Consider the following 22,441-nt stretch of genomic DNA (forward strand, 5'->3'; position numbering starts at 1 on the left):
CGCCCCGCATCAGGTCCGGGTCAGCGCGCCGTCAACCCCGACCGCGAGGCTGAGCCGGTACTGCGCCGACCAGCAGCGGACGGCCCGGACTTTGGGGGAAGAGTGCCTGTTCCCGTTCCCGACGTAGCGCGCCTGCCGCTGACGGCGGCCCAACTCGGCATCTGGTTCGCCCAGGCTCGGGACCCGCGCAGCCCCGTCTTCAACACCGGCGAGTACATCGAGCTGACGGGCCCGCTGGACACGGACCGCTTCGAGCGGGCCCTGCGCGAGGTCGTCGCCCGCACCGACGCGCTGCGGCTGCGCTTCCACACGGATGCCGACGGCACCGTGAGTCAGAGCCCCGACCCGGACCCCGAGTTCACCGTCCACCACGTCGACGTCAGCACGGCCGCCGACCCGGCCGCCGCGGCCGACGCCTGGATGCGCGAGGTCATCGGCCGGCCCCTCGACGTCACCGCGGGCCGCCCCCTGTTCACCCAGGCGCTGCTGAAGCTGGGGGAGGGGCACCACCGCTGGTTCCAGCACGTGCACCACCTCCTGCTCGACGGCTTCGGCTTCCGGCTGGTCGCCGACCGCGTCGCCCGCGCCTACACCGGAACCCCGGGGCCCGCCGACAGCTCGGTGCGCGACCTCACCGACGCCGAGGCGCGGTGGCGCGACTCGCCCGCCCACGACCGGGACCGCGCGCACTGGCTCGCCCAGCCGCTGAGGGCCCCCGTGTCCCCGGCCGGAGCCACGGCGCCGGCCGCCGCGCACGCGCACCGGCACACCGTCCTTCTGGGCCGGGACGTCCTGGACGGCCTGGAGGACATCGCGCGCGCCGCCGACACCGGCTGGCCGGTCGCCGCGCCGGCCGTCGTCGCCGCGTACCTGCAGTGGCTGACCGGGGAGGCGGGCATCACCCTGAGCCTGCCGGTGACCGTGCGCGGCACCTCCGCCGCCCGCCAGGCCGCCGGCACCGTCGCCCATGTGCACCCCCTGCACCTGGAGCCGCGCCCGGCCGCCCCGCTCGCCGACCTCGTGCGCGCCGCCCGCGACGCCATGACGCCCGTGCTGCGCCACCAGCGCCTCGGCCAGGAGGAGATCCGCCGCGCACTCGGCCTCGTCGGCACCACCACGCACGGCCCCGTCGTCAACGTGATGCCGTACGGGCACGCCCCCCGGTTCGGCGACCTCGGCGCGACCGTGCACCCGGTGTCCACCGGCCCCGTCGACGACCTGAAGTTCTCCTTCTACGAGGAGCCCGGCGACGCCGGACTCCGCCTCGACCTCGAGGCCAACCCGGACCTGTACGACGACGCCGGGACCGCCGCCCACCTGGCCCGCTTCACCCGGTTCCTGACCGCGGCGGCGCAGGCGGGACCCGACGTGCCGCCCGCCCGGCTGCCCGGCGAGGAGCAGCCGCCCGACCCGGTCGCCCCGCACCCCGCGCCGGGAGCCGGCGACACCCTGCACGCCCTGTTCGCGGCCCGCGCCGCCGCCACCCCCGACGCCGTCGCCGTCAGCCACGAGGGCGAGCGGCTCACGTACGCCGAACTCGACGCCCGCGCCAACCGCCTGGCCCACCACCTCGTCGCCGCCGGCGCGGGGCCCGAGCGGCTCGTCGCGCTCACCCTGCCGCGCTCCGCCGACCTCGTCGTCGCGCTGCTCGCCGTCCTCAAGTCCGGGGCCGCCTACCTGCCGCTCGACCCCGACTACCCGGCCGACCGGCTCGCCTGGATGCTCGAGGACGCCCGGCCCGTCCTCGTGCTCGACCCCGAGGCCATGGCCCAGGACCTCTCCGCGTACCCGGACACCGACCCCGGCGCCGCCGTCGGCAGCGGCCACCCGGCGTACGTCATCTACACCTCCGGCTCCACCGGCCGCCCCAAGGGCGTCGTCGTCCCGCACGCCAACGTGCTCCGCCTCTTCACGGCCGCCCGCCCCTGGTTCGACTTCAAGACCGACGACGTGTGGACCCTGTTCCACTCCTACGCCTTCGACTTCTCCGTGTGGGAGATCTGGGGCGCCCTGCTGCACGGCGGCCGCCTCGTCGTCGTCCCGTACACCGTCAGCCGCTCGCCCGGCGACTTCCTCGACCTGCTCGCGCGGGAACGGGTCACCGTGCTCAGCCAGACGCCCACCGCCTTCCACCAGCTCGACACCGCCGACCGCGAACGCGGCGCCGACGCGCCCGAACTCGCCCTGCGCCAGGTTGTGTTCGGCGGGGAGGTCCTCGAACCCGCCCGGCTCGCCGACTGGTACGCCCGGCGCGGCACCACCGCCCGGCTCGTCAACATGTACGGCATCACCGAGACGACCGTGCACGTCACCTGCGCCCCGCTCGGCCCCGAGCACGCCGTCCCCGGCGCCCGCTCCCTCGTCGGCGGCCCCCTGCCCGACCTCGGCACCCGGGTCCTGGACGCGGCCCTGCGCCCGGTCCCCGCCGGATTCACCGGCGAGCTGTACGTGTCCGGCGCCGGACTCGCCCGCGGCTACCTCGGCCGCCCCGCGCTGACCGCCGAACGCTTCGTCGCCGACCCCTACGGCCCGCCCGGCTCCCGCATGTACCGCACCGGGGACCTCGTCCGCCGCCTCGACGACGGCACCTTCGCCTACCTGGGCCGCGGCGACCAGCAGGTGAAGATCCGCGGCTTCCGCATCGAACTCGGCGAGATCGAGAACGCCCTGACCACCCACCCCGGCGTCGCCGAGGCCGCCGTCGTCGTCCGCGAGGACCGGCCCGGCGACCGGCGCCTCGCCGCCTACGCCGTGCCCGTGGCCGGCCGCGCCCCCGACCCGGCCGACTGGCGCCGGCTGCTCGCCGCGACCCTGCCCGCCCACTGCGTGCCCGCCTCCTTCACGCCGCTCGACGCGCTGCCGCTGACCGCCAACGGAAAACTCGACCGCACCGCGCTCCCGGCCCCCGCCGCGGCCGCCGACGACACCCACGCGGAGCTGGAGCCCGCGGCCACGCCCGAGGAGGAGACACTGCGCCACGTCTTCGCCGAGGTGCTCGGACTCGGCACGGACGCCCGCATCGGAGGAGACAGCGACTTCTTCGCCCTCGGCGGCCACTCCCTGCTGGCCGGACGGCTCATCGGTGCCGTGCGCGAGCGCCTCGGAGCCGAACTCACCGTGCAGGACCTCTTCGAGGCACCCACCCCCGCCGGCCTCGCCGAGCGCGCCGCCGTCGCCGCCCGCGCCGACCGCCCGCCGCTGCGCCCCGTGCCGCACGGCACCGAGCCCGCCATGTCGTACGCCCAGCACCGCATGTGGGTCCTGCGCGAGGTCGAGGGGGCCGCGCCCACCTACAACATGCCGATCGCGCTGCGGATCACCGGCCCGCTGCACCGCGGCGCCCTGCGCGACGCCCTGCACGACCTCGTCGCCCGGCACGAGAGCCTGCGCACCGTCTACCCGCGCGGCGAGCGCGGCGCCGCCCCGCGACTGCTGCCGCCCGAGGAAGCCAGGCCCTGGATCGTCGAGACGCGCACCGAGCCGGAGGAACTGCCCGCCGCGCTCACCGCCGCCGCCCGCACCCCTTTCAACCTCGACTGCCAACTCCCGCTGCGCGCCCACCTGTTCACACTGCCCGACGGCGACAAGGTGCTGCTCGTCCTCATGCACCACGTCGCCGGCGACGGCTGGTCGCTGCGCCCGCTCCTGGCCGACCTGGCCACCGCCTACTCCGCCCGCCTCGCCGGACACGCCCCCGACTACCCGCCGCTGCCCGTGACCTACGGCGACTTCGCCGTGTGGCAGCGCGAGCTCCTCGGCGACGAGCGGGCCGACGACAGCCTCGCCGGACGGCAGCTCGCCTACTGGGAACGGACCCTGGCCGGACTGCCCGACCAGCTCGACGTCCTCGCCGACCGGCCCCGCCCGCCGGTAGCCGAACACCGCGGCGGCTCCGTCCCGCTGCGCATCGGCGCCGGCCTGCACACCCGGATCGACGCGTACGCGCGCGAGCACGGCGCCACCAGCCACATGGTGCTCCAGGCCGCGCTCGCCGGACTGCTCACCCGGCTGGGCGCGGGCACCGACATCCCCATCGGCTGCCCCACCGCCGCCCGCCCCGACAGCGCCCTCGACGACCTCGTCGGCTTCTTCGTCAACCCGGTCGTGCTGCGCACCGACACCTCCGGCGACCCCTCCTTCACCGAACTGCTCGCCCGGGTCCGCGCTGCCGCCCTGGGCGCCTACGCCCACCAGGACGTGCCCTTCGACCGGGTCGTGGAACGGCTCCAGCCCGAACGCTCCGCCGCCCGCCACCCCCTGTTCCAAGTGGTCCTCTCCTACCAGGACTTCGAGGCCCGCGCCGCCCTGCGCGGACTGCACGTACGGCCCGAGCCCGTCGACTTCGGCGTCGCCAAGTTCGACCTCACGTTCAACCTCGTCGAGCACCGCACCGACACCGGGGGCTTCGCCGGCATCGACGGCGACCTCGAGTACGACGTCGCGCTCTACGACCGCGACACCGCCGAGTCGGTCGTACGCCGCCTGCTCGTCCTGCTGGACGCGGCCGTCACCGCCCCCGAGGCACCCGTCGGCGGCCACGAGCTGCTCGACGCGGCGGAGCGCGCGCTGCTCGACGGCTGGAACGACACCGCACGGCCCGTGCCGCCCGGCGGCCTCGCCGAGCAGTTCGCCGCACAGGCCGCCCGCACCCCCGACGCCGTCGCCGTCGTCGGCGACGACGGCCGCGAACTCACCTACGCCGAACTCGACCGCAGGTCCGGCCGGCTCGCCCGGCGGCTCGCGGACGCGGGCGTGGGCCGCGAGTCGGCCGTCGCCGTCCTCCAGCAGCGCTCCGCCGACCTCGTCGTCTCCCTGCTCGCCGTGGTCCGCGCGGGCGGCTTCTACGTACCGCTCAACACCCGCTACCCGGCCTCCCGGATGCGGCTGATCACCGCGGACGTCGGCGCCCGGGTGCTGCTGACCGACCGGGTCACCGACGCCGAGCACGACTGCGCCTCCTGGGCGGGCGACGCCGAGGTGCTCGTCGTCGACGCGCTCCCCGACGACGGCGACGTACTCCCCGTGGTCCCCGTCCACCCGCACCAGCTCGCCTACGTCATGTACACCTCGGGGTCGACCGGGAACCCGAAGGGCGTCGCCATCACCCACGGCGACGTCGCCGCGCTCGCCGCCGACCGCTGCTGGCGCACCGGCCACCAGCGCCGGGTGCTGCTGCACTCCCCGTACTCCTTCGACACCTCCCAGTACGAGCTGTGGGTGCCGCTGCTGTCCGGCGGCGCGGTCGTCGTCGCACCGCCCGGGGACCTCGACACCCGCGCCCTGGAACGGGCGATCGTCGACGGCGGCGTCACCGGCATGTGGCTCACCTCCGGCCTGTTCAACCTGCTGGCCGAGGAGTCCCCGCACTGCTTCACCGGCGTGCGCGAGGTGTGGACGGGCGGCGACGTCGTCTCCCCGGCCGCCGTCAGCCGGGTCCTCGCCGCCTCCCCGGACACGATGGTCGTCGACGGGTACGGGCCCACCGAGGCCACCACCTTCGCCACCCACCACTTCATGCGGGCGCCCTGGCAGCAGGAGACGACCGTCCCCATCGGCACCCCGCTCGACAACACCACCTGCCACGTCCTCGACGACCGGCTCCGGCCCGTCCCGCCCGGCGTCACCGGCGAGCTGTACATCGGCGGTGCCGGGCTGGCCCGCGGCTACCTCAAGCGCCCCGACGCCACCGCGGAACGGTTCGTCGCCGACCCGTTCGCCCCCGTCCCCGGCGCCCGCATGTACCGCACCGGCGACCTCGTCCGGCGCCGCCCCGACGGCGTCCTGGAGTTCCTCGGCCGGGCCGACCACCAGGTCAAGGTGCGCGGTTTCCGCATCGAGCTCGGCGAGATCGAGTCCGTGCTCGGCGCCCACCCGCACGTCGCCCAGTGCGCCGTCCTGGTGCGCGAGGACCGGCCCGGCGACAAGCGGCTCGTCGCCTACGTGGTGCCCGCGCCCGGCGCCGGGGCCGACGCCGCCGTGCTGCGCCCGCACATCGCGGCGGCGCTGCCCGACTACATGGTGCCCGCCGCGTTCGTCGGGCTGGACGCCCTGCCGCTCACCCCCAACGGGAAGCTGGACCGGCGCGCCCTGCCCGTCCCGGACTTCGGCGCGTCCGACGCGGCCGGCCGGGCCCCGCGCACCCCGCGCGAGGAACTCCTCGCGGTGCTGTTCGGCGAGGTCCTCGGCGCCGAGGGCGTCTCCATCGACGACAGCTTCTTCGACCGCGGCGGCGACAGCATCATGGTCATCCAGCTCGTCGGCAAGGCGCGCCGCGCCGGGCTCTCCCTGAACGCCGCGCAGATCTTCGAGCACAAGACGGTCGCCGCGCTCGCCACCGTCGCCGAGTCCCTCGACCAGGCACCCGAGCCCGCCGGGCAGGGCGCCCTGGACACGGAGGCGACCGGCGAGGTGCCGCTCACCCCGATCATGCACTGGCTGCGCGAACGCGGCGGCCCCGTCGAGGCGTTCAGCCAGTCGATGGTCGTCCCGGTCCCGCCGGACCTCGGCCTCGAACGGCTCACCGCCGCGATCCGCACCCTCCTCGACCACCACGACGTGCTGCGCGCGGTGTTCACCCGCGAGGACACCGGCACCGGCTGGTCGATGCGCGTCGGCGCCCCCGGCACCGTCCGCGCCGAGGACTGGGTGCGCCGCGTCGACGCCGCCGGACTCGACGACGCGGGGCTGCGCGCCCTGGCCGCCGAGCAGGCCGCCGCCGCCCGCGACCGCCTCGACCCCTTCGCCGGACGCTGCGGCCAGGCCGTCTGGCTCGACGCCGGCCCGGACCGGCCCGGCCGGCTGCTCCTGACCCTGCACCACCTGGTCGTCGACGGCGTCTCCTGGCGCATCCTGCTGCCCGACCTGAAGACCGCCTGGGAGGCCACCGAACCCGGCGCCACCGGCGCCCCCCTGCCGGTCGGCACCTCCTTCCGCGCCTGGGCCCGCCACCTGGAGGCCGAGGCGGCCCGCCCCGAGCGCGCGGCCGAACTGGAGCTGTGGACCCGCACCCTGGCCGGCGGCGGTGCCCCCGTGACCGCCGAGCCGCTCGACCCCGCCCGGGACACGGCGGCCACCGCCCGCGGCATCAGCCTCGACCTCGACACCGGCACCACGAACGCCCTGCTGACCACCGTCACCGCCGCCTTCCACGGCCGGGTCGACGACGTGCTGCTCACCGCGTTCGCGCTCGCCGTCGCCGACTGGCGCCGGCGCCGCGGCCTCGGCGACAGCGACGCCGTCCTCATCGACCTGGAGGGCCACGGCCGCGAAGGCGGCGACAGCGGCGCCGACCTCTCCCGCACCGTCGGCTGGTTCACCAGCATGTACCCCGTACGGATCGCGCCCGGACCGCTCGACCGCGCCGACGCGCTGGCCGGCGGACCCGCGGCCGGACAGGCCGTCAAACGCGTCAAGGAACAGCTGCGGGAGATCCCCGACGGCGGCATCGGCCACGGCCTGCTGCGCCACCTCGACGCCCGCACCGGCCGCAGCCTCGCCGCGCTCGCCCCGCACGGCACCCCCGCGATCGGGTTCAACTACCTGGGCCGCTTCCCCGCCGCCGACGGCAGCCTGTGGACCGCCGCCCCCGACGCCGACCTGATCGGCGACGGCACCGACCCCACCCTGCCCCTCGCGCACGCCGTCGAGGTCAACGCGCACACCCGGGACGAGAGTTCCGGCCCCCGTCTGCAGGCCGTCTGGACCTGGGCGGGCCGGCTCCTCGACGAGGCCGCCGTCCGCGACCTCGCCGAGAGCTGGTTCCACGCCCTGGAGGCCCTCGTCACCCACACCACGCGCCCCGACGCGGGCGGTATCACTCCCTCCGACCTGTCCCTGGTCTCGCTCAGTCAGGACCAGATCGACCAGCTCGAAGCCGCCTGGAAGGTAGCCCGATGACGCAGTCCGGACTCGCCGACGTCCTGCCCCTGTCCCCGCTCCAGGAAGGACTCCTCTTCCAGGTCGCCTACGGCGCCGAGACCGAGGGCACGGACGTCTACACCGTCCAGATGGTCTTCGAGCTGCGCGGCCCCCTCGTCGAGGAGGACCTGAAGGCGGCCGTGCACGGACTGCTGCGCCGCCACCCGAACCTGCGGGCCGGCTTCTGGCAGCAGAACGTCGAGCGGCCCGTGCAGTTCGTGCCCCACGAGGTGCCGCTGCCCTGGCGCACCCGCGACCTCACCGGGCTCGGCGACGAGGAACGCGAGCGCGCCGTCGCCGCGTACGTCGCCGACGACCGCGCCGAGCGCTTCGACCCGGGCACCCCGCCGCTCATCCGGTTCGGTCTGCTCGCGCTCGGCCCGGACCACCACAAACTCGTGCTCACCACGCACCACCTGCTCCTCGACGGCTGGTCGATGCCGCTGCTCGTGAAGGAACTCTTCACGCTGTACGGCAGCGCGGGCGACGACGCCGGCCTGCCGCCCGTCACCCCGTACCGCGCCTACCTGGGCTGGCTCGCCGGCCGCGACGACGACGCGGCCCGCGCCGCCTGGCGCACCGCCCTCGCGGACCTCGACGGGCCCAGCCTGGTCGCGGACGCCGGATCCGGCCGGGGCGCCGCCGCGGCGGCGCTGCCCGGGCAGATCTGGCACGAGACCGACGCCCCGACCACCCAGCGCCTCACCACCCTCGCCCGCTCCCTCGGCCTCACCCTCAACACCCTGGTCCAGGGCGTGTGGGCGCTGCTCCTCGGCGCCGAACTGGGCCGCGACGACGTCGTGTTCGGCGCCACCGTCGCCCACCGGCCGCCGGAGATACCCGGCATCGAGTCCACCATCGGCATGTTCATCAACACCCTGCCCGTCCGGGTGCGGATCCGCCCCGCCGAGACCCTCGGCGAGCTGCTCGGCCGGGTCCAGCGGGAGCAGGCCGCGCTCATCGAGCACCGCCACCTCTCCCTCACCGACGTCCAGGCCGCCGCCGGGACCGGTGAACTCTTCGACACCGTCGTCGTGTTCGAGAACTATCCGCTCGACCCGGCCGTCCTGCGCGCCGAGTCCCGCGGCCTGCGCCTGGCCGGCTTCGAGGTCGGCGACGCCACCCACTACCCGCTCAGCCTCCTCGCCATCCCCGGCGAGACCCTCCGCTTCCGCCTCGACCACCGCTCCGACGTCCTCGACGAGAGCGGCGCCCGGGAGCTGCTGCGCCGCCTCGACACGGTGCTCGCCGCCGTCGCCGAGCACGGCGCCGACCGGCCCGTCGGCCGCCTCGCCCTGCTGCCCTCCGACGTGGAGCACCGCGTCGTCGAGGAGTTCAACGCGAGCGGCGACCCGGACGCGGGCCACACCCTGCCCGCCCTCTTCGAGGAGCAGGCCGCCCGCACCCCCGACACCGCGGCCCTCGCCGTGGGCCCCGACACGCTCACCTACGCGGAGCTGAACGCGCGGGCGAACCGGCTGGCGCGGTATCTGGTGGAGCGGGGTGTGGGCCCGGAGAGCGTGGTCGCTCTGCGCATGCCGCGTTCGCTGGATCTGTATGTGGCGCTGCTGGCGGTGCTGAAGGCGGGTGGCGCGTATCTGCCGGTGGACGTGTCGTATCCGGCGGAGCGGATCGCGTTCATGCTGGAGGACGCGGCTCCGGCCTTGGTCCTGGAGGCGATGCCGTCGGGTCTTGAGGGGTACGCGGACGGGGATCTGACGGACGGTGAGCGGGCGTCGGCGCTGCTGCCGCAGCATCCGGCGTACGTCATCTACACGTCCGGCTCCACCGGTACGCCCAAGGCCGTCGTCATGCCCGGCGGAGCGTTCGCCAACCTGCTCGCCTGGCACGCCCGCGAGATGCCCGGCCCGGCCGGGACCCCCGTCGCCCAGTTCACCACCATCGGCTTCGACGTCGCCGCCCAGGAGATCCTCGGCACCCTGCTGCACGGCAAGACCCTCGTCGTGCCGCCCGAGGACGTGCGGCGCAGCGGGGAGCAGTTCACCGCCTGGCTCGACGCGCACGAGATCGCCGAGCTCTACGCCCCGAACCTCGTCGTCGAGGCCGTCGCCGAGGCAGCCGCGGAGTCCGGCCGCACCTTGCCCGCGCTGCGCCACATCGCCCAGGCCGGCGAGGCCCTGACCCTCGGCCCCGGCGTGCGCGCGTTCGTCGCCGCCGTCCCCGGGCGCCGTCTGCACAACCACTACGGGCCCGCCGAGACCCACGTGATGACGGGCACCGCCCTGCCCGAGAGCCCCGCCGACTGGCCGGAGAGCGCTCCCGTCGGCGCCCCGGTCACCGGCGCCCGCGCCTACGTCCTGGACAGCGCGCTGCGCCCGGTCGCCCCCGGCGCCGTCGGTGAGCTCTACCTCGCGGGCGCGGGCCTCTCGCGCGGCTACCTGAACCGGCCCGCGCAGAGCGCGGAGCGCTTCGTCGCCGACCCGTACGGCGCCCCCGGCACCCGCATGTACCGCACCGGCGACCTCGGCCGCTGGAACGCCGAAGGACAACTGGAGTTCGCCGGACGGGCCGACCACCAGGTCAAGATCCGCGGCTTCCGCATCGAGCCCGGCGAGGTCGAGGCGGCCCTCACCGCCCTGCCCGCCGTCGCCCGCGCGGCCGTGCTCGCCCGCGAGGACCGGCCCGGCGACAAACGCCTCGTCGCGTACGTCGTCCCCGCCCAGGGCCCCGTCGACCCCGCAGCCCTGCGCACCGAACTGGCCCGCGGCCTGCCCGAGTTCATGGTCCCGGCCGCAGTCGTCGCCCTCGACGCGCTGCCGCTCACCCCCAACGGCAAGCTCGACCGGGCCGCGCTGCCCGCGCCCCGGACGACCACCGTCCGTCGCTCCCCGCGCTCCCCGCGCGAGGAGATCCTCTGCGACCTGTTCGCGACCGTCCTGAAGGTCCCGCGGCCCGGCATCGACGACAACTTCTTCGACCTCGGCGGCCACTCCCTGCTCGCCACCCGGCTCATCAGCCGGGTCCGCACCGTCCTCGGCGCCGAGATCAGCCTGCGCGACCTGTTCGAGGCGCCGACCGTCGCCGGACTCGCCGAGCGGCTCGACGGCGCCGCCGGAGCCCGCCCCGCCCTGGAGCCCGCGGCCCGTCCGGGCCGGCTGCCGCTCTCGTACGCCCAGCGCCGGCTGTGGTTCCTCGGGCGGCTCGACGGCCCCAACAGCACGTACACCATCCCGCTCGCCCTCCGGCTGCGCGGCGACGTCGACCGGGCCGCGCTGCGCGCCGCGCTCGCCGACCTGACCGCCCGCCACGAGACGCTGCGCACCCGCTACCCGAGCCACGCGGGTGAGCCCTACCAGGAGATCCTGCCGGCCGTCGACGCCGTGCCCGCGCTCGGCGTGGAGCCCGCCGAGGAGGCGACGCTCGCCGAGCGGCTCGCGCAGGAGGCAGCCCGGCCCTACGACCTGACCCGCGAACTGCCCCTGCGTGCCACCCTGTTCGAGCTCGGCGAGCAGGAGCACGTCCTGCTCCTGCTGCTGCACCACATCGCGGGCGACGGCTGGTCCCTCGCGCCCCTGGCCCGCGACCTCGGCCGCGCCTACGCCGCCCGGAGCGCGGGCGGCGCCCCCGACTGGGCGCCGCTGCCCGTGCAGTACGCCGACTACACGCTGTGGCAGCGCGACCTGCTCGGCGACGAGAACGACGACCAGTCCCTGCACGGCGCCCAGCTCGCGCACTGGCGCGAGGCCCTCAAGGGCTCGCCCGCGCACCTTGAGCTGCCCACCGACCACGCGCGGCCCGCCGTCGCGAGCCACCGCGGCGAGACCGTGCCGTTCCGGATCCCGGCCGCCCTGCACGAGAAGCTCACCGCCCTGGCCAAGGCCGGGGACTGCTCCCTGTTCATGGTGCTGCAGGCCGCGTTCGCCGCCCTGCTCACCCGGCACGGGGCCGGCACCGACATCCCGGTCGGCAGCCCGATCGCGGGCCGCACCGACGACGCCCTCGACGACCTCGTCGGCTTCTTCGTGAACACCCTCGTGCTGCGCACCGACACCTCCGGCGACCCCACCTTCGCCGAACTCCTGGAGCGGGTGAAGCAGTTCGACCTCGCCGCCTACACCCACCAGGACCTGCCCTTCGAGAAGCTCGTCGAGGAGGTCAACCCCGAGCGGTCCCTCGCCCGCAACCCGCTCTTCCAGGTCGTCCTCGCGCTCCAGTCCATGCCCGCCGCCGACCTCGCCCTGCCCGGCCTGACCGTCGCGCCCGAACCCGTCCGCGTCGGCTTCGCCAAGTTCGACCTGGGTCTCGCCGTCGTCGAGGAGCACACCGCGGACGGCACCCGGGCGGGCATCCGCGGCGACTGGGAGTTCAGCACCGAACTCTTCGAGCGCACCACCGTGGAGGCCCTCGGCGAGCGCCTGGTCCGGCTCCTGGAGGCCGTCGCCGACGACCCGAAGCGCACCATCGGCTCCGTCGACCTGCTGGGCGCCGCCGAGCGCCACCGGCTGCTCGTCGGCCTCAACACGGCGGCGGACGCCCCCGGACCGGCCCCGGCGACCACCCTCACCGCCCTCTTCGAGGAGCAGGCCGCCCGCACCCCCGACGCCACCGCCCTGGTCATGGGCGACCGCACGCTCACGTACGCCCAGGTCGACGCGCGCGCCAACCGGCTCGCCCGCCGGCTCGTCGCCCAGGGCGCGGGACCCGAGCGGATCGTCGGCCTGCGCCTGCCCCGCTCCCTGGACCTGATCACCGCGCTGCTCGCCGTGTGGAAGAGCGGCGCCGCCTACCTGCCCATCGACCCGGACTATCCGGCCGACCGCATCGCGCACATGTGCGCCGACGCCCGCCCGGCCCTCGTCCTGGACGCCCTGCCGCAGGACCTGGGCGCCCATCCCGACACCCCGCTCACCGACGCGGACCGCACGGCGCCGCTGCGCCCGGAGCACCCCGCGTACGTCATCTACACCTCCGGCTCCACCGGGCTGCCCAAGGGCGTCGTCGTGCCCCACGGCACCGCGGCCGCGACCCTGCCCGCACAGTTCGCCGGGTTCGGCCTCGGCCCGGGAAGCCGCGTCCTCAACTTCGCGTCCATCAGCTTCGACGCCGCGCTGTGGGAGCTGACGGCCGCGCTCCTGTCGGGCGCCGGGCTCGTCCTCGCCGCCGCCGACGACCTGCTGCCGGGCCCGGGCCTCGCCCGGCTCGTGCGCGACCAGGGCGTCACCCTGATCGCCCTGCCGCCCAGCGCCCTGCCCGCGCTGCCCGACGACGCGCTGCCGCCCGGCACCGACCTGATCGTCGCCGGTGACGTCACGGCCCCCGACCAGACGGCCCGCTTCGCCCCCGGCCGGCGCATGGTCAACGCGTACGGACTCACCGAGACGACCGTGTGCGCCACCATGAGCGAGCCCCTCGCCGGCGCCGTCGTGCCCCCGATCGGGCGCCCCGTGCCCGGCGCCCGCGTGTACGTCCTGGACGAGCGGCTGCGTCCCGTGCCGCCCGGCGTCACCGGCGAGATGTACGTCGCCGGCACCGGGCTCGCCCGCGGCTACCTCGGCCGCCCCGAGCTGACCGCCGCCCGGTTCGTGCCCGACCCGTACGCGCTGCTGTTCGGCGAGACGGGCGCCCGCATGTACCGCACCGGCGATCTGGCGCGCCTGCGCGCCGACGGCACCCTGGAGTTCGCGGGCCGCGCCGACCAGCAGCTCAAGATCCGCGGCTTCCGCGTCGAACCCGGCGAGATCGAGGCGGCGCTCACCGCGCACCCCGCCGTCGCCACCGCCGCCGTCGTCGCCCGCGAGGACGGCCTCGCCGGCACCGGCAAGCGCCTCGTGGCCTACGTCGTGCGCGACCCGCACGGCACCGAGCGGGACACCGCCCGCGGCGCCGACCAGATCGACATGTGGCAGGAGACGTACGAGCAGCTCTACGAGGCCGAGCCCGGCCGCGCGTTCGGCGAGGACTTCTCCGGCTGGAACAGCAGCTACACCGGCGCCGAGATCCCCCTGGCCGAGATGCGCGAATGGCGCGCGGCCACCGTCGACCGCGTCCTCGCCCTGCGGCCGCGCCGGGTCCTGGAGATCGGCTGCGGCACCGGCCTGATCCTCTCCCAGGTGGCCCCGCACGTGAGCGAGTACTGGGGCACCGACCTGTCCGCGAGCGTCGTCGACCAGCTCCGTGCCCGCCTGGAGACCCGGCCCGACCTGGCCGGGAAGGTCACCGTGCGCGCGGGCGCCGCGCACGAGACGCAGGGCCTGCCCGAGGGCCGCTTCGACACCGTCGTCGTCAACTCCGTCGTCCAGTACTTCCCGAACGCCGACTACCTCGCCGACGTGCTGCGCGCCGCCGCCCGGCTCCTGGTCCCCGGCGGCACCGTCTTCCTCGGCGACGTCCGCAACCTGCGCACCCTGCGCACGTTCCGCACCGCCGTGGAACTGCGCCGCGCCGGCGCCTTCGCCGACCCGGCCGCCGTGCGCGCCGCCGTGGAGCAGTCCCTGACCACCGAGAAGGAACTCCTCCTCGACCCCGACTTCTTCACGGACCTCGCCGCGCGCGAGCCGCTGTTCGCCGGCGCCGACATCACCCTGCGCGTCGGCTCCCACCACAACGAGATGAGCCGCCACCGCTACGACGTCACGCTGCGCCGCGCCCCCGCCGACGGCGCCGGCCAGGACGACCGCAAGGCCGGGGGAGAGCGGACCCTCGTCTGGGGCACGGACCTCGACACCGCCGACGCGCTCGAAGAGGCGCTGCGCCACGGCGGCCCCCTCCGTATCACCGGCATCCCCAACGCCCGCCTCGTCCGCGAGAGCGCCGCCCTGCGCGCGCTCGACGGGCCGGCCGCCGCCGAGGCCGCCGGACTGCTCGACGGGCCGCTGCCCGCCGAGGCCCTCGACCCCGACACCCTCCACGCCCTCGGCGCCCGGTGCACCTGGGGCGCCCGCGACGACACCTTCGACGCGTACCGGGGCGACGGCCCGGCCCACCTGCCGCGCGGCGGCGAGGCCCGGCCGTTCGCCAACGACCCCGCCCGGGGCGGCGAGGACACCCGGCTCACCGGCGCTCTGCGCGACCTCGTCGCCGAGCGGCTGCCCGCCCACATGGCCCCCGCCGCCTACGTGATGCTCGACGCGCTGCCCCTGACGGCCAACGGAAAGCTCGACCGGGCCGCCCTGCCCGCCCCCGACCAGGGCGCCGAGGCCACCGGACAGGAGCCCCGCACCCGGCGCGAGGAGATCCTCTCCACCCTGTTCGCCGAGGTGCTCGGCCTGCCCCGCGTCGGCATCGACCGCAGCTTCTTCGACCTCGGCGGTCACTCGCTCCTCGCGACCCGGCTCCTCAGCCGCATCCGCACCGTGCTCGGCGCCGAACTCGCCGTCCGCGACCTGTTCCAGGCCCCCACCGTCGCCGCGCTCGCCGAACGCATCGACGGCGCCCAGGAGGCCCGGCCCGCCCTGACCGCCCGCACCCGCCCCGACGAGGTGCCGCTGTCCTTCGCCCAGTACCGGCTCTGGTTCCTGCACCGCATGGAGGGCCCCAGCGCCACCTACAACATCCCGATGAGCCTGCGCCTGACCGGCGACCTGGACCGGGACGCCCTGCGCGCCGCCCTCGGCGACGTCACCGCCCGCCACGAGGCGCTGCGCACCGTCTACCCCGAGCGCGGCGGCGTCCCGCGCCAGCAGATCCTCGAACCGGCCATCCCCGCCCTCGAGACCCGGACCGCCACGGCCGAAGCGCTGGAGGCCGACCTCGCCGAGGCCGCCCGCCGCGGCTTCGACCTCGCCCACGAACCGCCCCTGCGCGCCACCCTGTTCGAGCTCGGCGAGCGGGAGCACGTCCTGCTCCTGCTCATGCACCACATCGCCGGCGACGGCTGGTCCTGGCCGCCGCTCGCCCGCGACCTCACCGAGGCCTACGCCGCCCGCCGCGCCGGCCGCGCCCCCGACTTCGCGCCGCTGCCGGTCCAGTACGCCGACTACACCCTCTGGCAGCGCGAACTGCTCGGCGACGAGCACGACCCGGACAGCCGCCACGCCCGCCAGCTCGCCCACTGGGCCGAGGCCCTGAACGGGATCCCGGAGGAGCTGCGGCTGCCCACCGACCGGCCCCGCCCCGCGGTCGCCACCCACCGCGGCGACCAGGTGCCGTTCCTCATCGAACCCGCCCTGCACCAGCGGCTAGCCGCGCTCGCCGGCGAACGCCGGGCCAGCCTGTTCATGGTGCTCCAGGCCGCGTTCGCGACCCTGCTCACCCGGCACGGGGCCGGCACCGACATCCCGGTCGGCAGCCCGATCGCGGGCCGCACCGACGACGCCCTCGACGACCTCGTCGGCTTCTTCGTCAACACCCTCGTGCTGCGCACCGACACCTCCGGCGACCCCACCTTCGCCGAACTCGTCGACCGCGTACGGGAGACGGACCTCGCGGCCTACGCCAACCAGGACGTGCCCTTCGAGAAGCTCGTGGAACGGCTGCGCCCCGAGCGCTCCCTGTCCCGGCACCCGCTCTTCCAGGTCATGCTCGCCTTCCAGAACAGCGGCGAGGCCCGCCTCACCCTGCCCGGCCTCTCCGCCGAGGCACTGGCCGTCGGCGTCGGCGTCGCCAAGTTCGACCTGCACCTGAGCATGGTCGAACTGCGCGCGGGCGACGGCGCGCCCGGCGGCGTCCGCGCCGCCCTGGAGTACAGCACCGACCTGTTCGAGCGGAGCACCGCCCAGGCCCTCGTCGACCGGCTGCTGCGCCTCCTCGAAGCCGTCGCGGACGACCCCGGCGCCCGCGTGAACCGCATCGAACTCCTCGACCCCGCCGAACGCCGGCGGGTCCTCGAGGACTGGAACGAGACCGAGGCGACGGAGCGGCCCGAGGACGCGCGCGTCCCGGAGCTCTTCGAACGCCAGGTGACGCGGACGCCGGACGCCGTGGCACTGGTGCACGACGACGCGTCGCTGACGTACGCGGAGCTGAACGCGCGGGCGAACCGGCTGGCGCGGTATCTGGTGGAGCGGGGTGTGGGCCCGGAGAGCGTGGTCGCTCTGCGCATGCCGCGTTCGCTGGATCTGTATGTGGCGCTGCTGGCGGTGCTGAAGGCGGGTGGCGCGTATCTGCCGGTGGACGTGTCGTATCCGGCGGAGCGGATCGCGTTCATGCTGCAGGACGCGGCTCCGGCGCTGGTTCTGGAGGCGATGCCGGCGGGTCTTGAGGGGTACGCGGACGGGAATCTGACCGATGGTGAGCGGGCGTCGGCGCTGCTGCCGCAGCATCCGGCGTACGTCATCTACACGTCCGGCTCCACCGGCACGCCCAAGGCCGTCGTCATGCCCGGCAGCGGCCTCGAGAACCTGCTGACCTGGCACGCCCGCCGCTTCCCCGGCGCGGCCGGTGTGCGCACCGCCCAGTTCACCGCCATCGGCTTCGACTTCTCCGTCCAGGAGATCCTCTCCCCGCTGGTCATGGGCAAGGCCCTGGTCGTGCCGTCCGAGGACGTGCGGCACAGCGCCGAACTCCTCGCCGCCTGGCTCGACGAGCAGGAGGTGTCCGAGCTCTTCGCGCCGAACCTCGTCGTCGAGGCCGTCGCCGAGGCCGCCGCCGAGGCGGGCCGCACCCTGCCCCGGCTCACCGACATCCTCCAGGGCGGCGAGGCCCTCACCCCCAGCGCCCGCGTCCGCGACCTCGCCCACGCGCTCCCCGGCCGGCGCCTGCACAACGTGTACGGCCCCGCCGAGACGCACGCCGTCACCACCCACACCCTGCCCGCCGACCCGGCCGACTGGCCGGCCTCCGCGCCGATCGGACGCCCCGTCGACCACGACCGCGTCTACGTCCTCGACAGCGCCCTGCGCCCCGTGCCGCCGGGCGTCACCGGCGAGCTGTACCTCGCGGGCGCGGGCGTCGCCCGCGGCTACCTGGGGCAGCCCGCCCAGACCGCCGCGCGGTTCGTCGCCGACCCGTTCGGCGCCCCCGGCACCCGTATGTACCGCACCGGCGACCTCGGCCGCTGGAACGCCGACGGCCTGCTGGAGTTCGCCGGACGCGTCGACCACCAGGTCAAGATCCGCGGCTTCCGCGTGGAGCCCGCCGAGGTCGAGGCGGAGCTCACCGCCCACCCGGGCGTCGTCCGCGCCGCCGCCGTCCCGCACGGCGATCGCCTCGTCGCCTACGTCGTCACCCGCGACGGCGTCGACCTCGCCGAGGTCCGCGCCCGCCTCGCCGCGAAGCTGCCCGACTTCATGGTGCCCTCCGCCTGGATCGCCCTGGACGAGCTGCCGCTCACCCCGAACGGCAAGCTGGACCGCGCGGCACTGCCAGCCCCGGACGCCCCCGACGCGGCCGGCCGCGCCCCGCGCGACCCGCGCGAGGAGGTCCTGTGCGGCCTGTTCGCCGAGGTCCTCGGCGCCGAACGGGTCGGCATCGACGACAACTTCTTCGACCTCGGCGGACACTCCCTGCTCGCCACCCGGCTGCTCAGCCGCGTCCGTACCGTCCTGGGCGCCGAGATCTCGCTGCGCGACCTGTTCGAAGGGCCCACCGTGGCGCGGCTCGCCGAGGCCGTGGCCGCGGCCGAGCACGGCCGGAGCCGTCCCGCCCTCGTGTCCAGGCCCCGGCCGGACACCCTGCCCCTGTCGCCCGCCCAGCGGCGGCTGTGGTTCCTGGGTCGGCTCACCGGCGGCGACCCCGGCTACAACATGCCGGTGGGCCTGCGCCTGACCGGCACCCTGGACGCGGAAGCCCTCGAAGCGGCCCTCGCCGACGTGACGGCCCGCCACGAGACCCTGCGCACCGTCTTCCCCGAGCAGGAGGACGGCGGCCCCCGCCAGCACATCCTCGCCCCGGACGAGGCCCGCCCCGTCCTGCACCTGCGCGACACCACCGAGGACGGGCTCGCCGCCGAACTCGCCGCCGCCGCACGGCACTCCTTCGACCTCACCACCGACCTGCCCCTGCGGACCGTCCTGTTCCGCATCGGCGAGCGGGAGCACGTCCTGCTCCTGCTGCTGCACCACATCGCCGGCGACGGCTGGTCCCTCGCCCCGCTCACCCGCGACCTGGTCACCGCCTACGACGCCCGCCGGGCCGGCCGCGCCCCCGAGTTCGCGCCGCTGCCCGTGCAGTACGCCGACTACACGCTGTGGCAGCGCGAGGTGCTCGGCGACGCGACGGACCCGGCCAGCACCGTCGCCCGGCAGAGCGCCTACTGGAAGGAAGCCCTGGCCGACCTGCCCGACGAGCTGCAACTGCCCGCCGACCGGCCCCGCCCGGCCGTCCCCGCACACCGCGGCGAAGCCGTCTTCCGCACCCTCGACCCCGCCCTGCACCGGCAACTGCTCGACCTGGCCCGCACCGGCGGCGCCAGCCTCTTCATGGTGCTCCAGGCCGCCCTGTCCGCGGTCCTCACCCGGCACGGCGCGGGCACCGACATCCCGGTCGGCAGTCCGATCGCGGGCCGTACCGACGACGCCCTCGACGATCTCGTCGGCTTCTTCGTCAACACCCTCGTGCTGCGCACCGACACCTCCGGCGACCCCAGCTTCCGTGAACTCCTCGACCGCGTCCGCGAGTTCGACCTCGCCGCGTACGCCAACCAGGACATGCCCTTCGACAAGCTCGTGGAGGAGCTCAGTCCCGGACGCTCCCTGTCCCGCCACCCGCTCTTCCAGGTGCTGCTGGCTCTCCAGAACACCCCGGAAGCCCTCCTGGAACTGCCCGGCCTCACCGTGCGGCCCGAGGTGGTCGCCCTCGGCGCCGCCAAGTTCGACCTGACGTTCAACCTGGCCGAACGGCACACGGACGGCGAGCCCCAGGGCATCGACGCCGTGCTCGAGTACAGCACCGACCTGTTCGACGCGGCGACCGCCGAGGCGCTCACCGACCGCCTGATCTCCTTCCTGCGCTACGTCTCCACCGACCCCGACATGAGCATCACCGACGTGCCCGTCCTGGGCGCGGGGGAGCGCAGCCTGGTCCTCACCGGCTGGAACGACACGGCACACCGCCCCGGCCGGGAGGCCGCCGACGCCTCACTGCCGCGCCGCGTCGCGGAGCGCGCCGCCGCGGCACCGGACGCCGTCGCCGTCACCGAACCCGGCGGCACGACCCTCACCTACGCCGCCCTGGACGCCCGCGCCAACGCGCTGGCGCACCGCCTCGTCGCCGAGGGCGTCCGCCCGGGAACACCCGTGGCCGTCCTCCAGGAACGCTCCGCGCACCTCGTCGTCACCACACTCGCCGTCCTCAAGGCGGGCGGCGCCTACGTGCCGCTGCACACCGGCTACCCCGAGGACCGGATGCGGCACGTGCTGTCCGACACCGGCGCGACCCTGCTCCTCACCGACGACACGCACGCCGCGACCGCCGCACGCCTGGGCGTCCGCACCCTCACCCCGGACGACGGGCCGGGTGCCGTGCGCGCCGATGCCCCCGAAGTCTCCGTGCTGCCCGACCAGTTGGCGTACATCATGTACACCTCGGGCTCCACCGGCGTGCCCAAGGGCATCGGCATCACCCACGGCGACGCCATCGCCCTCGCCGTGGACCGCTGCTGGGAGACCACCGCCGACTCCCGCGTCCTCATGCACAGCCCCTACGCCTTCGACATCTCCACCTACGAACTGTGGAGCCCCCTTCTGGCCGGTGGCCGCATCGTCGTCGCGCCGCCCGGCAACATCGACGCGCACGCCCTGCGCGGCGTCCTGGCCGAGCAGGGCGTCACGTCGCTGCTGCTGACCGCCGGGCTGCTCGGTGTCGTCGCCGACGAGGCCCCCGAGGTCTTCGCGGGCGTCAAGGACGTGTGGACGGGCGGCGACGTCGTGTCGCCCACCGCCGTGCGCCGCGTCCTCGAAGCCTGCCCCGGCACCACCGTCAAGGTCCTGTACGGGCCGACCGAGATCACCCTCGGCTGCACCTGGCACCGCTTCACCGAGGCCGGACAGGTCCCGGCCGCCGTGCCCATCGGCCGCCCCCTGGACGAGACCCGCGCCTACGTGCTGGACGAGCGCCTGCGGCCCGTGCCGCCCGGCGTCCCCGGTGAGCTGTACATCGCCGGCGCCGGCCTCGCCCGCGGCTACCTCGACCAGCCGGCCCGCACCGCCGAGCGGTTCACCGCCGACCCGTACGCCGAACTCTTCGGCGACGTCGGCGGACGCATGTACCGCACCGGCGACATCGCCCGGCGCGGCACCCGCGGCCTCCTGGAGTTCCTCGGCCGGGCCGACCAGCAGGTCAAGATCCGCGGCTTCCGCGTCGAACCCGGCGAGATCGAGACCGCCCTGGCCACCCACCCCGCCGTCACCCGCGCCGCCGTCGTCGCCCGCCCCGGCCCCGGCGGGGACAAGGCCCTCGTCGCCTACCTCGTCGGCGAGGACGTGCCCACCGGCGAACTCCGCGCCGAACTGGAGCAGTCGCTGCCCGACTACATGGTCCCGGCCGTCTTCGTGCCCATGTCCTCCCTGCCGGTCACCCCCAACGGCAAGCTCGACCGCGCCGCCCTGCCCGAACCCGTGTGGGGCGGCGGCACCGGACGGCTGCCGCGCGGTCCGCGCGAGGAACTGCTGTGCCGGCTGTTCGCCGAGGTCCTCGGCGCCGAACGGGTCGGCATCGACGACAACTTCTTCGAACTCGGCGGCCACTCCATGCTCGCCACCCGCCTCGCCGGACGCGTCCGCGCCGAACTCGGCGGCGACATCGGCGTACGCACCCTCTTCGAAGCCCCCACCGTCGCCGCGCTCGCCGCGCGCATCGACGGCGAACCGGGCGGCCGGCAGGACCCGTTCGGCGTCGTGCTGCCCCTGCGCGCGGGCGGCGGCGGCACCCCGCTGTTCTGCGTCCACCCGGCCGGCGGCTTCGGCTGGATCTACTCCGGACTGCTGCGCCACATCGACCGCGAGCAGCCCCTGTACGCGCTCCAGGCCCGCGGCCTGAGCCAGGAGGAGCCGCTGCCCGCCGACATCGACGCCATGGCCCGCGACTACGCCGACCAGATCCGCAAGACCGTCCCCGAGGGCCCCTACGAGCTCCTCGGCTGGTCCTTCGGCGGCCTCGTCGCCCACGCCGTCGCCACCCGGCTCCAGGAAGAGGGCGCCGAGGTCAGCCTCCTCGCCGTCCTCGACGGCTACCCCGACGCCTACGACGGCACCGAGCACGAGGTCGGCGAGGAACAGGTCCTCGCGATCCTGCTCAACGCCGCGGGAGTCGACCGCGCCGAGGCCTTCGGCGACGCACCCCTGGAACGCGCCGCCGTCCTCGAACGGCTCGGCGAGACCGGCAGCGCGCTCGCCCACCTCGACGACGCCTCGGTCACCCGCATGGTCACCGTCTTCCTCAACAACACGCGGCTCATCGCCGACTTCCGGCCCGCCCGGTTCGACGGCGACCTGGTGTTCTTCGGCGCCACCGTCGGCCGCACCGACCCCGCGCTCACCCCCGGCAACTGGAGCCCCTACGTGTCCGGCCGGGTCGAGGAGCACCACCTGGACACCGACCACGCCGGCCTCGCCCGGCCCGAGGCCCTTGGCCGGATCGCACGCACCCTGGCGGACCGCCGCGCCCCGCGGGCCGGCCACTGAACGAT

General features: G+C 75.5%; 2 protein-coding genes. Both read left to right on the forward strand.

The genetic code is table 11. The features are described from left to right. Positions 1 to 102: 102 nt before the first annotated feature. Positions 103 to 7,896, forward strand: coding sequence for a non-ribosomal peptide synthetase (locus IAG42_RS36455; RefSeq protein WP_188341903.1), 7,794 nt, complete (start codon positions 103 to 105; stop codon positions 7,894 to 7,896). Next, a complete protein-coding gene (locus IAG42_RS36460; RefSeq protein ID WP_188341904.1) occupies positions 7,893 to 22,436 on the forward strand; it encodes a non-ribosomal peptide synthetase in 14,544 nt (4,847 codons plus the stop codon). Before IAG42_RS36455 ends, IAG42_RS36460 begins: the two co-directional genes overlap by 4 nt. Positions 22,437 to 22,441 lie beyond the last annotated feature (5 nt).

Source organism: Streptomyces xanthii, from assembly GCF_014621695.1.
GTDB lineage: Bacteria > Actinomycetota > Actinomycetes > Streptomycetales > Streptomycetaceae > Streptomyces > Streptomyces xanthii.

Excerpts from the sequence above, each read along its gene's own strand:
- IAG42_RS36460 (WP_188341904.1), top strand. The coding sequence starts at position 7,893 with ATGACGCAGTCCGGACTCGCCGACGTCCTGCCCCTGTCCCCGCTCCAG.